Origin of the sequence: Ramlibacter henchirensis (assembly GCF_004682015.1) — a bacterium.
In the GTDB taxonomy this organism is placed as follows: Bacteria; Pseudomonadota; Gammaproteobacteria; order Burkholderiales; family Burkholderiaceae_C; genus Ramlibacter; species Ramlibacter henchirensis.
In genome coordinates this window covers 753,751-768,502 of the sequence record NZ_SMLM01000001.1, presented here as the reverse complement: position 1 = coordinate 768,502, position 14,752 = coordinate 753,751, and the positions used below count along the sequence as shown (strand labels likewise).

Annotated in this window: 10 protein-coding genes; all 10 read left to right on the top strand. The window is 69.8% G+C overall.

From position 1 onward, the window contains the following. Nucleotides 1–35 precede the first annotated feature (35 nt). Nucleotides 36–3,269: an AfsR/SARP family transcriptional regulator gene (locus tag EZ313_RS03810; protein ID WP_135261877.1), complete on the top strand. Its 3,234-nt coding sequence runs from the start codon at nucleotides 36–38 to the stop codon at nucleotides 3,267–3,269. A gap of 58 nt (nucleotides 3,270–3,327) precedes the next feature. Further along, nucleotides 3,328–3,738 (top strand): pentapeptide repeat-containing protein, encoded by a 411-nt coding sequence (locus tag EZ313_RS03805; RefSeq protein ID WP_135261876.1) that lies wholly within the window; start codon nucleotides 3,328–3,330, stop codon nucleotides 3,736–3,738. A gap of 16 nt (nucleotides 3,739–3,754) precedes the next feature. Further along, nucleotides 3,755–4,438 carry an ADYC domain-containing protein gene (locus EZ313_RS03800; protein ID WP_338106309.1) on the top strand — a complete coding sequence of 228 codons (684 nt, stop codon included), beginning with the start codon at nucleotides 3,755–3,757 and terminating at the stop codon, nucleotides 4,436–4,438. 72 nt (nucleotides 4,439–4,510) lie between these two features. After that, nucleotides 4,511–8,017: a transglutaminase family protein gene (locus EZ313_RS03795; protein ID WP_135261874.1), complete on the top strand. Its 3,507-nt coding sequence runs from the start codon at nucleotides 4,511–4,513 to the stop codon at nucleotides 8,015–8,017. Nucleotides 8,018–8,179: 162 nt separating this feature from the next. Continuing rightward, nucleotides 8,180–8,551: a DUF4148 domain-containing protein gene (locus tag EZ313_RS03790; protein WP_135261873.1), complete on the top strand. Its 372-nt coding sequence runs from the start codon at nucleotides 8,180–8,182 to the stop codon at nucleotides 8,549–8,551. Nucleotides 8,552–8,690: 139 nt separating this feature from the next. Next, nucleotides 8,691–9,950, top strand: coding sequence for a phospholipase D-like domain-containing protein (locus EZ313_RS03785; RefSeq protein WP_135261872.1), 1,260 nt, complete (start codon nucleotides 8,691–8,693; stop codon nucleotides 9,948–9,950). A gap of 28 nt (nucleotides 9,951–9,978) precedes the next feature. After that, nucleotides 9,979–10,737: a ZIP family metal transporter gene (locus EZ313_RS03780; RefSeq protein WP_205960327.1), complete on the top strand. Its 759-nt coding sequence runs from the start codon at nucleotides 9,979–9,981 to the stop codon at nucleotides 10,735–10,737. Between the two features lie 37 nt (nucleotides 10,738–10,774). Further along, nucleotides 10,775–13,348: a circularly permuted type 2 ATP-grasp protein gene (locus EZ313_RS03775; RefSeq protein ID WP_135261870.1), complete on the top strand. Its 2,574-nt coding sequence runs from the start codon at nucleotides 10,775–10,777 to the stop codon at nucleotides 13,346–13,348. Between the two features lie 16 nt (nucleotides 13,349–13,364). Further along, on the top strand, nucleotides 13,365–14,294 hold the full coding sequence (locus EZ313_RS03770) for a transglutaminase family protein (RefSeq protein WP_135261869.1): 930 nt from the start codon (nucleotides 13,365–13,367) through the stop codon (nucleotides 14,292–14,294). Beyond that, nucleotides 14,291–14,746 (top strand): RidA family protein, encoded by a 456-nt coding sequence (locus tag EZ313_RS03765; RefSeq protein WP_135261868.1) that lies wholly within the window; start codon nucleotides 14,291–14,293, stop codon nucleotides 14,744–14,746. The genes EZ313_RS03770 and EZ313_RS03765 overlap by 4 nt, the downstream gene beginning before the upstream one ends. Nucleotides 14,747–14,752 lie beyond the last annotated feature (6 nt).

Here is a 14,752-nt window from a genome sequence, read left to right as displayed (position 1 = left end):
GGACATCCCGCGGCGCGCCTCCCCAGAATGAATCCATGGCCAACGCCGAAGCAGTTGCGCGCGTCGTCCCCGCGAAAGTGACCCGCCCCGGCGGCAGCGACGTGCTGGTGCGCGAACGGCTCTTCCAACTGCTCGATGACCCGCGCCATCCGGTGGTGTGGATCAGCGCCCCGCCGGGGTCGGGCAAGACAACGCTGGCGAGCAGCTACATCGCGCAGCACGGCCTCACACACCTCTGGTACCAGCTGGATGCCGGCGACGAGGATCCCGCGACGTTCTTCCACTACCTCGGGCTCGCGGCCAAGCATGCGGCGCCGCGGATGCGCAAGCCGCTCCCCGCGCTCACCGCCGAGTACCTGGCGGGCCTGCCGGTGTTCGCGCGCCGCTACTTCGAGGCGCTCGCTTCACAGCTGAAGCCACCGGTCTTGCTGGTGCTGGACAACTACCAGGACGTCGCGCCGGGCGCGCCGCTTCATGCGTTGCTGCGGGACGGGATCTCGGCGCTCCCCGAAGGATTCCGCACGCTGGTGCTCAGCCGCACGCCGCCGCCGCCCGAACTGTCGCGGATGCTCGTCAACGAACGCATGCGCCTGCTGGGCTGGGAAGAGCTGCGGCTCACCGTCGACGAGGTGCGGGGGTTCGAGCAGCTTCGCCAGCGTGGGGCGCGCCAAGGCCGCTCGCTGTCATCCGAGGAACTGCATGGAAGGACGTACGGCTGGGCGGCGGGCCTCGTGCTGCTGCTGGAGCACGACGTGCGGACCGCCCCGCAGGGGCCGGCCGGCGGCGGCCACCAGATCCTGTTCGACTACTTCGCGGACGAGATCTTCCTGCGGCTGGATGCACGGGTGCAGAAGATCCTGCTGGCCGCCGCGTTGCTGCCGAAGATGCGCGCGCAGACGGTCGCAGCGCTGACAGGTGATGCTTCGTCCGAGGCGCTGCTCGCGGACTTGCACCGTCGCAACTACTTCACCCTGCAACACGGCGGCGCGCCCGCGTACGAATTCCATCCGCTGTTCCGCGACTTCCTGCTGGGTCGCGCGAGGGCGACATTCACTCCGGCCGAACTTGCCGACCTGCAACGCAAGGCCGCCGCGCTGTCGGAGGCCGAGGGGCAGATCGAAGTCGCGGCGGAGCTGCTGCGCGAGGCGGCGGACTGGGATGGGCTCGCCCGCCTTGCGCTCGGCCATGCGCAACCCCTGCTGGAGCAGGGGCGCAGCCAGGTGCTGCAGGGCTGGATCACCAGCCTGCCACCGGACAGGTTGGCAGCGAACGCATGGCTGTCCTACTGGCTGGGGCTGTGCCGGCTCGCCTTCAACCCGGCGGAGGCGAGAGGGCATTTCGAACGCGCCTACGACGCCTTCAAGGCGGCCAATGACCTGGCAGGCCGCTGCGTCACCTGGTGCGCGCTGGTGGACAGCGTTGTCTTCGAATGGGGCAACTTCAAGCCGCTGGCCCCCTTGCTGGCGGACATGGAGCCGCTGCTTGCGCACGCAAGCCAGCTGCCGCCGCCACTCGACGCGGAGCTGGCCTGCGGCATGTTCCTCGCCACGATGTATGCCCGCCCGCAGCACCCCGACATGCCGTTGTGGGAGCAGCGGGTGCGCGAGGTCATCCTGCGCGGCGGCAACCCGCGTCTCCAGGTGAAGATCGGCAACCACCTGATCCTCTACCACACGTGGTGGATCGGCGACTTGGCGAAGGCCGAGTTGCTCGTCAACACGCTTCGCGCGCAGGTCACCGCCCCGGGCGTGGCGCCGCTCGTGCGGATCACGTGGGATGCGATGGCGGCGGCCTACTACTGGATGTCGGCCGAGAACGCCGAGTGCGTCGCCTGCGTCGACCACGGCCTGCAGACCGCCCAGTCCACCGGCGTGCACCTGTGGGACATGCTGCTTTGCTCGCAGGGCGTGTTCGCGACGCTCTCGTCAGATGACGCCGCAGCGGGGGCGCGCTACCTGCAACGGATGGAGGCGGGCCTGAGCAACAGCCGGCCGATGGACCAGGCCATGTACAGCTATCTCTCGGCATGGTTGCGAGTGATGCAGGGCAGCCTTCCGTCCGCGCGCGAGTTCGCCGAGACGGCCGTGGCGATGGCGACGCAGGCGGGAGCGGAATTTCCCGCCGCCGTGATGCGCATCGACCTCGGGCGCGTCCGGCTCCGTCAGGGCGACGCGGCCGGCGCGCTGTCGCTCGTGCGCCAGGCGCGGGCCGAAGGGCGCACGATGAATGCGCGCACCGTCGAATACCTCAGCCTGCTGGCGGAGGCGGAGATCGCGATGCACATGGACAACGAGGCGCTGTGCCTGGAGACGCTGCGGCTTGGCCTGCAGGTCGGCGCCGCGCAGCAATTCCGCAACCAGACCTGGTGGTTGTCCTCGACGATGGCGCGGCTCTATGCGAAGGCGCTCGAGCACGGCATCGAAGTCCCGTATGTCACGGCGGTGATCCGCAAGCGGCGCCTCGCGCCACCCGCCAACGTGAGCGGGCTCGACCGCTGGCCCTGGCCGCTGCAGATCCGCACGCTGGGTGAATTCGCCGTGCTGAAGGACGGCGAGCCGATGCGGTTCGCCGGCAAGGCGCCGAGGAAGCCGCTCGAGCTGCTGAAGGCGCTGATCGCTTTCGGCGGCAGCGACGTGAGCCAGGAGCTCCTGACCGATGCGCTCTGGCCCGATCTCGAAGGGGGTCATGCCCAGCAGGCCTTCGAGACCACGCTGTATCGGCTGCGCAAGCTGTTCGGAGACGAAGCGCCGTTCGTGCTCAAGGACGGCAGGCTCACGCTGGACGCAAGCGCGGCCCATGTCGACGTCCGGGCCCTGGAGCGGCTGCTGGACACCACCGACGAGGAGCTGCGCGGACGCGCCCTCGCACCTGCTGAACTGGACGAGCGCCTGCGCCGCCTGTGCACGCTCTACGCCGGCCACTTCCTTGCGCAGGAGAGCGGGCCCTGGGCGCTGCCGCTGCGCGAACGCCTGCGCAGCCGCTTCCTGCGCACGATCGAGGAACTCGGCCGCGCGTTCGAAGGCCGGCAGGACAGCACGGGCGCGGTGCGTTGCTACCAGCGCGGGCTCGAAGTCGAGCCCACCGCGGAAACGCTGTACCTGCGCCTGATGTGCTGCCACCAGGCCGTCGGGCAGCCCGCCGAAGCGCTGGCGGTCTACCGCCGCTGCCGCCGCGCCCTGTCCACCCTGCTGGGCGTGCCGCCGTCGCGCGACATCGAGGCCGTGGTCGCCTTGCTCAACCGGTCCGCCGCGCCATCGCCGGATCCGTGAGCTTTCCGTGAGCCCGCGGGCCGCACGATGGGTGTCACCACGAAGCAAGGAGATCGCAATGAAGACACTCTTGGCGGCCATCATCAGCTCTGCCTTGTTTGCCGCGGCCACGGCGCACGCGGGCCTTGAGGCGAATGGGACGGGTTTCCAGGGCACGGATTTCCAAGGCACTGATTTCCAGGGCACTGATTTCCAGGGTACAGATTTGCAGGGGGTCAGCGCTCAAGCCCTCGACTCTCAAGGAGTCGATGGGCAAGCCATGGACTCGCAAGGCATTAGTCCGCAGGCCGCCGACACGCAGGGCGTCGATGGCCAAGGGGTCGACGCGCAAGCCACGCAACCCCCCGCGCCCCTCTCGCACGAACTCGACACGCTCAAGCTGAAGGGCGAACCGCTGGCGGACGCACAAGTGGTCGAAGGCGAGCTGACGGCCCGCACGGCCCAACAGGTGTCGCTTCCAGGGCAGTGAGCTCGAAGGCGCGGAGATCCTCGGCGGCCGGCCCGGTCAGCCGCGCGCGCTGTTCCGCATAGCCCAGGTCGTTCCGGAGCAGCACGCGCTGCCGGACGGCTATCCCTATCGCCCCGGCAGGACGTCCCTCTACGTCCTGCAGTACAAGGCCCGCGACGGCGAATGGAAGCCGTTCTGCGCACCGGACGCTCAGGGCGAACGCACGGCGGTCGTGCTGCCCGGCACGTACGACGCGCAGAACAAGGCGCGCGCGGATGCGGCGCGCGTGACGTTCGCGTGCACGCGCGGTGTCCTCGCGAAGTGCTATCGCTGGGGTTACCGGCCGTGGCTCGGGGAGCGCCTGGCGGGGGCCCACCAGGCCTGCGTCCGCATGGCCATGGCCGACTACTGCGGCGATGGCCGCTCCTGGACGCGCGATGGAACACTGATCGACAAGTGGGACACGCTCGTGCCGCCGGTCCAGCGGCGCGACGGCACCGACCGCGACATGTTCTTCGAGGCCGCCTGGACGCCCGCGGGCGCGGCCTGCCTGGCGCACCGCCGCTGGACCGGACTTCCCGAGGAGTTCTATCCGCAACGCTGTGCAAGGCCCCTGCCCTCCTGCGCGTCCGCACAGGAGGCGCGACGGCGGTTCGGTGACCCGCTGCTGTTCAACGATTCGCGCCACAACCGTCTCGGCGATCACCAGCAACGGGATTGAGGCGCCTTGCGAGGCCTACGCATCGTCGCGCAGCCCGTTGATGTGCACGCTCCTTGCTAGGATGCGACGGCCATGTCCATCCACGCCGCGCTGAACCACGTCACCCGCTACAAGTACGACCGACCGGTTCGGCTGGGGCCCCAGGTGGTGCGGCTGCGGCCCGCGCCGCACTCGCGCAGCAACGTGCTCTCGTACTCGCTGCGCGTCGAGCCCGCGCAGCACTTCATCAACTGGCAGCAGGACCCATTCGCCAACTACCAGGCGCGGCTGGTGTTTCCGGAGCCCGCGACCGAGTTCACCGTCACGGTGGACCTGGTCGTGGAGATGGCGGTCTACAACCCGTTCGACTTCTTCCTCGAGCCCAGCGCCGACAAGTTCCCCTTCAAGTACGAGAAGACGGTGGCCGATGAACTCGCGCCCTACCTCGCGTGCGAGCCGCTGACGCCGCTGGTGCGGCGCTACCTGGACAAGATCGACCGCACCCCGCGCACCACGATCGACTTCCTGGTCGAGCTCAACCAGCAGGTGCAGAAGGATGTGCGCTACCTCATCCGCATGGAGCCGGGCGTGCAGTCGCCCGAGCAGACGCTGGCCAATGCCAGCGGCTCCTGCCGCGACTCGGGCTGGCTGTTGGTGCAGCTGATGCGCAACCTGGGCCTGGCGGCGCGCTTCGTATCGGGCTACCTGATCCAGCTCACGCCCGACGTCAAGGCGCTGGAAGGTCCCAGCGGCACCGCGGTCGATTTCACCGACCTGCACGCATGGTGCGAGGTGTACCTCCCCGGCGCGGGCTGGATCGGGCTCGATCCCACTTCGGGCCTCCTGGCCGGCGAAGGCCACATCCCGCTGGCCTGCACGCCGCAGCCTTCGGGCGCCGCGCCGATCGAAGGCCTGGTGGACGACGCCGAAGTCGAATTCAGCCACCACATGAAGGTCACGCGCATCCACGAGTCGCCGCGCGTGACCAAGCCGTACACCGAGGAGCAGTGGCAGGACGTGCTGGTGCTGGGCGAGAAGGTCGACGCCGACCTGCGCGAAGGCGACGTGCGACTGACCATGGGCGGCGAGCCGACATTCGTCGCGACCAGCGACCGCGATGCGCCCGAATGGAACACCGACGCGCTCGGCCCCACCAAGCGCGGTTACGCCACCGAACTGGTGCACAAGCTGCGCAAGCGCTACGGCCAGGGCGGCTTCCTGCACTTCGGCCAGGGCAAGTGGTACCCGGGCGAGCAGCTGCCGCGCTGGGCCCTCTCCATCTACTGGCGCGCCGACGGGCAGCCGTGCTGGCGGAACCCGGCGCTCTTCGCCGACGAGCGCCGGCCGCAGCAGTACACGAGCGACGATGCGAAGCGCTTCGTCCAGCATCTCGCTCGGCACCTCAACCTCAGCGACAGCTATATCCAGCCCGGCTACGAGGACGTCTTCTACTACCTGTGGCGCGAGCGGCGCCTGCCGGTCAACGTCGATCCCTTCGACTCGCGCGTGGACGACGAGCTGGAGCGTGCACGCCTGCGCCGCGTGTTCGAGCAGAAGCTCGATGCGGTCGTCGGCTACGTGCTGCCGCTGCAGGCCAATCCGCAGCCGCGGCGGCGGCGCGACGGGCCCGTGTGGTCCACCAGTCCCTGGTTCCTGCGCGATGAGCGCATGTACCTCGTGCCGGGTGATTCGCCCATGGGCTATCGCCTGCCGCTCGACTCGCTGCCGTGGGTGAGCAAGTCCGACTACCCGTACATGATCGAGCTCGATCCGATGGAGCCCCGCGCGCCCCTTCCGCCGGCGGGCGAGGACAAGGCGCAGCGCGTGCAGGGGCCGGTGCCCCGTGGAGGCGAGACGCCGCGCGTCTCGCAGGACGCATCCGGTCGCCAGGAGACCCGTGGCGACGCGCGCGCCCGCGGACCGGCGCAGCCCGAGGACTTCTCGCCGCCGGACCGCTTCGAATCCGACCGCGATACCCCGCGCACGGCGCTTTGCGTGGAAGCGCGCGACCCGCGCCGCGCCAACGGTCCGCAGGCCGAGAAGGCTGGCGAGAAGTCCGGCGTGCTGTACGTCTTCATGCCGCCGCTGGCCGATGCGCAGGACTATCTCGAGCTGCTCACCGCGGTGGAGGACACGGCGCAGGCGCTCGGCGTGCAGATCGTGCTGGAGGGCTATCCGCCGCCGCGCGACCCGCGCCTGAAGCTGCTGCAGGTGACGCCCGACCCCGGCGTGATCGAAGTCAACATCCATCCGGCGCACGACTGGCGCGAGCTGGTCGACCACACCGAATTCCTCTACCAGGCGGCATTCGAGACGCGCCTGTCGGCCGAGAAGTTCATGACCGACGGGCGACACACCGGCACCGGCGGAGGCAACCACTTCGTCATGGGCGGCGCCACGCCGGCCGACTCGCCCTTCCTGCGCCGGCCCGAGCTGCTGGCCAGCCTGCTGCTGTACTGGCACAACCATCCTTCGCTCTCGTACCTGTTCTCGGGCCTCTTCATCGGCCCGACCAGCCAGGCCCCGCGCGTGGACGAAGCGCGCAACGACCAGCTGTACGAGCTGGAGATCGCCGTGCGCGAGATCGAGCGCAACCGGCAGGTCCACGGGCAGGACATGCCGCCCTGGCTGGTGGACCGCACGCTGCGCAACATCCTGATCGACGTCACGGGCAACACGCACCGCAGCGAGTTCTGCATCGACAAGCTGTACTCGCCCGACTCCGCCACCGGCCGCCTCGGCCTGCTGGAGCTGCGCGCGTTCGAGATGCCGCCTCATGCGCGCATGAGCATCGTGCAGCAGTTGCTGCTGCGCGCGCTGGTCGCCCGCTTCTGGCGCGAGCCGTACCGCGCCCCGGTCACGCGCTGGGGCACGCAGCTGCACGACCGCTGGATGCTGCCCACCTTCGTGCTGGCCGACCTGCACGACGTGCTTCGGGAGCTTCGCCAGGCCGGCTACGACTTCGATGCGGCCTGGTTCGCGCCGCACTTCGAGTTCCGCTTCCCGCTGGTCGGCCAGGTGCAGGCGGCTGGCATCGAGCTGACGCTGCGCAACGCGCTGGAGCCCTGGCACGTGATGGGCGAGGAAGGCGCGATCGGCGGCACCGTGCGCTACGTGGACTCGTCGCTCGAACGCATCGAGGTGCGCGTGACCGGCCTGAACGAAAGCCGCTACGTGGTCACGGTCAACGGCAAGGCGATGCCGCTGCAGCCAACGGGCACCGCGGGCGAATACGTCTGCGGCGTGCGCTACCGCGCGTGGGACCCGCCCACTGCGCTGCATCCCACCATCGGCGTGCATGCGCCGCTGACGTTCGACCTCGTCGACACCTGGATGAACCGCTCACTCGGCGGTTGCCAGTACCACGTGTCCCACCCGGGCGGGCGCAACTACGTCACCTTCCCGGTCAATGCCTACGAAGCCGAGAGCCGCCGCCTCGCGCGCTTCTTCCGAATGGGTCACACGCCCGGGCGCATGCAAGTGCCGGCTGCCACGATCGACGTGGCGGGCAGCCGCGAGTTTCCTTTCACGCTCGACCTGCGATCCCCACCTCTTGCTCCCTCTCACTCCGGGGGAGATGCAACCCGCGCAGCTCGGTAACACGCACCTAATCGCCAGCTAAGACTCCCCGGCGCGCTCACTGCCAGCTAAGTTTTCGCTAAGCGTCACCTCACGGTGCCTCCTTAAAGTTGCTTCCACGGGTTCACTGAAACCAGCGACCCCGGAAGAGAACCTCCTCATCCCAACCGAAAGGAACGCACCATGAACCGCTATGCCGTCGCCCTCCTCGCCGTGTCCGCCGCCGCCTTTGGTGGCCAGGCCCTGGCTGAATCGCCCAACGCCGTCGCCGAGCAGCAATTCGTCTCCGGCAAGAGCCGCGCCGAAGTGCAGGCCGAACTGGCCCAGTACAAGCAAACGGGCGTGAACCCCTGGGCGACCTCGTACAACCCGCTGCGCAGCTTCAAGAGCACGGCCAGCCGCGACGACGTGACCGCGCAGTACATCGCGTCGCGCGACGAAGTCGCCGCCTTCAACCGCGAAGACAGCGGCTCCGCCTTCCTGGCGCAAAGCGGCCAGCGCGGCATCCCGGCCCCCACCACCCTGGCGGGTGAACCCGGCGCCAACCTGCGCTGACCGGACCCCCGGCGCCGGTGCCGGCCGGCGCTGATCCGTCCCCGAAAGCTCCCCGACCGCCTCGCGCGGCGGGGAGCTTTCGCCATCTTGGGAAGGCGTCCGACGCTCATCCGTAATCGGCCGCGTCATCCTTGCGGGCGTGCTGGAGTTCCTCGCCATCCTGGCCGCCGTGGCGGTCGCGCTGCTCGTCGTCAACTTCGGCGCGGCCGAGCGCCGGGTCGAGCAGGAGATCAGCCATCTCTACCCCGTCGACGACCCGCAGTTCGTGCGGGCCATGGCCATGCTGCTGGGGCCGACGATCGTCGAGGGCAACCGCGTCAGCGAGCTGATCAACGGCGACCGGATCTTCCCGGCCATGCTGGAGGCGATCCGCGGCGCGAAGAAGACGGTGCTGTTCGAGACTTTCATCTACTGGTCCGGGCAGATCGGAACCGAGTTCGCCGACGCGCTGTCCGAACGCGCGCGCGCGGGCTTGAAGGTGCACGTGCTGCTCGACTGGGTGGGCAGCACCAAGGTCGACCGCGAGCTGGTGCGCAAGATGCGCCACAACGGCGTCGAGGTCCGCATGTTCCATCCGCTGCGCTGGTACAACCTCGGCCGCATGAACAACCGCACCCACCGCAAGCTGCTGATCGTCGACGGCCGCATCGGCTTCACCGGCGGCGTGGGCATCGCGCCGCAGTGGTGCGGCGACGCGCAGGACCCGGACCACTGGCGCGACTCGCACTTCCGCGTCGAGGGGCCGGTGGTCGCGCAGATGCAGAGCGTGATGCTCTCCAACTGGAGCCGCACCACCGGCTGCGTGCTGCACGGCCAGGAGTACTTCCCGCCGCTGGAGCCCGCCGGCGGCATGCCGGCGCAGATGTTCCACAGCTCGCCCGCGAACGGCAGCGAGAGCATGCTGATGATGATGCTGCTGGCCATCACGGCAGCCATGCGCAGCATCGACATCGCCAGCGCCTACTTCGTGCCCGATGACGTCGCCCTCAAGTCCCTGCGCTCGGCGGTGGAACGAGGGGTGCGGGTCCGCGTGATCACGCCGGGCCCGCACACCGACCAGGACACCGTTCGCCACGCCTCGCGCGGACTCTGGGGACCGCTGCTGGAAGCCGGCGTGGAGATGCACGAGTACCAGCCCACGATGTTCCACTGCAAGATGATGATCGTGGACGGGCTGCTCACGTCGGTGGGCTCGACCAACTTCGATCCGCGCTCCTTCCACCTCAACGACGAAGCCAACCTGAACGTCTACGACGCCGCCTTCGCGCGCCGCATGACCGAGGTGTTCGAGGCCGACCTGCAAAAGGCCAGGCGCATCACCTTCGAGGACTGGAAGCGCCGGCCCGCCGGCGAGAAGGTGCGCGAGAAGATGAGCACCTGGCTCAAGCCGATCCTGTGAGGAGCCCCTGGACGCCTGGACCCTCGTCGTGATCGCGCTGGCCGGCGCGCTGGCGTCCCCGCTGGGCGGCGGGGCGTCGCTGATGCGCCGCCCGACCACGCTGGCACTCTCGATCGCGGTCGGCTTCGCGGGCGGCGCCCTGCTCGGCGCATTCGCATTCGAGATGCTGCCCAAGGCGGCGCAGCACGCCTCGCTGCCGGTCGCCGTCGGCGGGTTCGCGGCCGGCCTGCTGATGGTCTATGCGCTGGACCTGTTCGTGCATCGAGGCGCCAGTGCCGGCGAGAAGGCGTCGCAGCGCGACCGGGTGCTGAGGCTTCGGCGTCGGCAGCGCAGCCGGGGAGACGAAGTCACCGTGCTGGCGGGCGGCACCAGCGCGGAGGAGCTCATCGAAGGCCTCACCATCGGCGTGAGCGCCGCCACCGATGCAACCGCCGGCCTGGTCGTGGGGCTGGCCATCGTCATCGACAACTTCAGCGAGGCCCTGAGCATCGGCGACCTGGTGCTGGAAAAAGGCGGAGAGCGGCCTGCAAGGCGCATCCTGTTCTGGACGGGCCTGATCGGTGCGGCGCTGTTCACGTCGGCGATGGCCGGATGGCTGCTGCTGCGCGACCTGCCGCCGCACATGCTGGGCCTGCTGCTGGCCACCGGCGCCGGCGCGATGTTCTATCTCGTCGTCACCGAACTCGTGCCCGAGGCCGAGAGCCACCAGTACCAGCAATCGGCCGCGATCGCGATGGCCGCCGGGCTGCTGACGATCTTCTCGCTCTCGCGTTGGTCGGCCGGCTAGTCGCGCAAGCGCAGCTGCGTGGGACAATCCCGCCGCCGTGGACTCCCCGATCGACTCGCTCTTCGGCCATGCCGCCGACGAAAGCCCCGCCCGGCTCGCGGCGGCGCTGGCGCCTCCGGCGGTGTCCGGGCACTTCGACGAGCTGCGCGGCCGCGTGTCCTCCGGCGGCGGCGCACGCGATCCGCTCTCGCCGCACTGGTCCGCCTTCTTCGAGCACCTGGGCGGCGGCTTCGCCGACCTCGACGGGCGGCTGCAGGACCTGGCGCGCCAGGTGCGCGACAACGGCATCACCTACAACGTCTACGCCGACGCCGACGGGCCGCAGCGGCCCTGGTCGCTCGATCTCTTTCCGCTGATCGTGCCGCCCGGCAGCTGGCGGCGCATCGAGGCCGGCCTGCTGCAGCGCGTGCGCCTGCTGGACAGCATCCTGGCCGACGTCTACGGCCCGCAGCAGGTGCTGGCGCGCAACCTGCTGCCGCCGGCGCTGGTGCAGGGCCACCCCGGCTACCTGCGCGCGCTGCACGGCGTGCGGCCGGCCGGCGACACCTTCCTGCACATCGCGGCCTTCGACCTGGCACGCGATCCGCGCGGCGACTGGTGGGTGGTGTCGCAGCGCACGCAGGCGCCGTCGGGCCTGGGCTACCTGCTGGAGAACCGGCTGATCATTTCGCGCCTGTTCCCGCAGGCTTTCGGCGCACTCAAGGTGCAGCGGCTGGCCGCCACCTACCGCGCGCTGTTCGAGGGCCTGCGTGCCATGAGCGGCGCGGGCGACCAGGCTCGCATCGTGCTGCTCACGCCCGGCCCCTACAACGAGACCTACTTCGAGCACGCCTACCTCGCGCGCTACCTGGGCCTGACGCTCGTGGAAGGCAGCGATCTCACGGTTCGCGACCAGCGGCTGTACCTGAAGACGCTGCGTGGACTGGAGCCGGTGCACGGCCTGCTCAAGCGCATGGACGACGAGTTCCTCGACCCATTGGAGCTGCGGTCCGATTCGCGCCTGGGCGTGCCGGGATTGCTGCAGGCCATCCGCGCGGGCAACGTGCTGGTGGCCAACGCGCCGGGTTCGGGCTTCCTGGAATCGCCCGCGTTGCTCGGCTTCCTGCCGGCGTTGTCGCGCGCTCTGCTCGGCGAAGAACTGGCGCTGCCCTCGGTGCCGAGCTGGTGGTGCGGCGAGCGAGCGGCGATGGAAGCCGCCGTGCCGCAACTCGCGGCCGGCGTGGTCAAGACCACGTATGGCGGCGCGGGCTCGGCCGCGGTGCTGGGCCGGTACCTCTCGCGGCGCGAACTGGACGAATGGGCGGGCCGCATCGTGCGCGACCCCGACGAGCACACCTTGCAGGCCTACCAGCCGCTCTCGCAGATGCCGACCTGGAAGGACCGGCGGCTCACGCTGCGCTCACTGATCCTGCGCGTCTTCGCCGTGTCCGACGGACCGCAGTCCTGGCGCATCCTGCCCGGCGGGCTGACGCGCATCGCGGGCGGAACGCTGGAGATCGCCTCCATGCAGCGTGGCGGCAGCAGCGCCGACACCTGGGTGATGACCGACGGGCAGGTCGACACCACCAGCCTGCTGCGGCACCAGCATCCCGCCGGCGAGGTGCTGTCGAGCCGGCGCCGCACCGTCACCAGCCGCGCGGCCGAGAACCTGTTCTGGCTGGGCCGCTACACGGAGCGAACCGAGAACACCGCGCGCCTCGCGCGCCTGGTGCTGCAATGCCTCAGCGGCGAGGACCAGCATTCGCAGCCGCTGCTCGCGTGGCTGGGCGAGCTGGCAACGGATCACGGCCTGGTGCTGCCCAACGTGCCGGCGCCCGCCGTGTCGCGCCGGGTATTCGAGCGGTCGCTGGTCGCGACGCTGACCGACACCGTGCGCGCCACCAGCGTGGCATTCAACCTGCGCGCGCTGCGCACCGCGGCATCGGCCGTGCGCGACCGGCTCTCGCAGGAGCACTGGAACCTGATGGTGCGTGCCGAGCAGTCCTTCGTGCGCGGCTGCGAACAGGGCGCGGCCGACGGCGACTACTCGCCCGTCGAGGCGATGTTGGTGCTGGAGACGCTCTCCGGCCACACGGCCGCGATGACGGGCGCGCAGACGGACCGCATGATGCGCGACGACGGCTGGCGCCTGCTCTCCACCGGCCGCCACCTCGAGCGGCTGGGCTTCCTCGCGTCGGCCCTCGCGGCCGCTTTCGAAACCGGCGCCGTGCACAACGAAGGCGGCTACGAGGCCGTGGTCGCCCTGTTCGACAGCACCATCACCTTCCATGCGCAGTACCAGCAGCGTCACGACGTGCCGGCGCTGCTGGACCTGCTGGTGATCGATCGCGACAACCCGCGCTCGCTGGCCTGGGTGGCGCAGACGCTGCGCGGCCGGCTCGCGCGGCTGGAAGGCTCGGCGCCCGGACAGGTGCCGGGTATCGCGCTGACCGTGCCCGACCCGCAGGGCTGGTCGCTCGAGGCGCTGTGCGAACGCAACGAGCAGGGCCGCCACGCGGCGGCCATCGAGCTGCTGGACCAGTGCGCCGCCGCCGCGTACCAGCTCTCCGACGCGCTCGGCGCGCGCTACTTCACCCATTCGGTCGACGCGCGCTTCAGCGTCGGCGCCTGAGCCGCTTCCCTCTTCCATGCTGCTGCACGTCGTCCACGAGACCGTCTACGACTACTCGCCCCCGGTGCGCACGGCGCAGCACATGGCGCACCTGCGGCCTTCGGATCGCGAAGGGCAGAAGCTGCTGCGGCATCGCCTGGACATCGCGCCGCAACCGGTGCAGCACAGCGAATTCGTCGACGTGTTCGGCAACACGCGCTGCTTCTTCGGGCTGCAGGCCTGGCATGAGGAACTGCGGGTCGTGGCCGACAGCGTGGTGTCCACCGTGCCGCACGACGCGCCGGAAACCAGCCTCTCCTGGGAACAGGCGCGCGAGCGGCTGCGCTATCACCGCGGCGCGGAGTACGACCCGGCGGCCGAATTCCTGTTCGCGTCGCCTTACGTGCCGCGACACGATGACTTCGCCGCCTACGCGCGCGCGAGCTTCACACCGGGCCGGCCGCTGATCGAAGCTGCGCGCGAACTCACCACTCGCATCCACGAAGACTTCGCGTACGTTTCGCAAGCCACCGATGCCAGCACGCCGGCGCTCGAAGCCCTGGCCCTGCGCCGGGGCGTGTGCCAGGACTTTGCACACGTGATGCTGGGCTGTTTGCGAAGCCTCGGGCTGCCCGCGCGTTATGTCAGCGGCTACCTGCTCACGGAGCCGCCGCCGGGCCAGTCGCGCCTGGTGGGCAGTGATGCTTCGCATGCGTGGGTGTCGGTCTACCTGCCCGCCGAGAGCGGCCGCGGGCGCTGGGTCGATCTCGATCCGACGAACAACCGCGCGGCGGGCGAGGACTACGTGACGCTGGCTGTCGGGCGCGACTACTCCGACGTTTCGCCGATGCGCGGCGTGATCCACGGCGGTGCGCACCACACGCTTGAAGTGGCCGTGACCGTGACGCCGCTCGATGCCGGCGGCTTCCCTACAATCGCCGACCCCACATCCAAGGACTCACGATGAGCGTCTACGACAAGCTGAAGCAGCTCGGCATCACCCTGCCCCCCGTCGCCACGCCGGCCGCTGCGTATGTGCCCTTCGTCCGCACCGGCAACCTGGTGTTCATCTCCGGCCACACCGCCAAGCGCGACGGCAAGCCTTGGGTCGGGCAGCTGGGCAAGACCATGACCACGGAAGAGGGCAAGACCGCGGCGCGTTCGGTCGCGATCGACCTCATGGGCACCTTGCATGCCGCGGTCGGCGACCTGAACAACGTGCGGCGCATCGTGAAGGTGATGAGCCTGGTGAACTCGTCGCCCGACTTCACCGAGCACCACCTCGTCACCAACGGCGCCAGCGAGCTGCTCGGCCAGCTGTTCGGCGACAGGGGCGCGCACGCGCGCAGCGCGTTCGGCGTGGCGCAGATCCCGACGGGGTCGTGCGTGGAGATCGAGTTGATTGCGGAAGTGGGCTGATCCTGC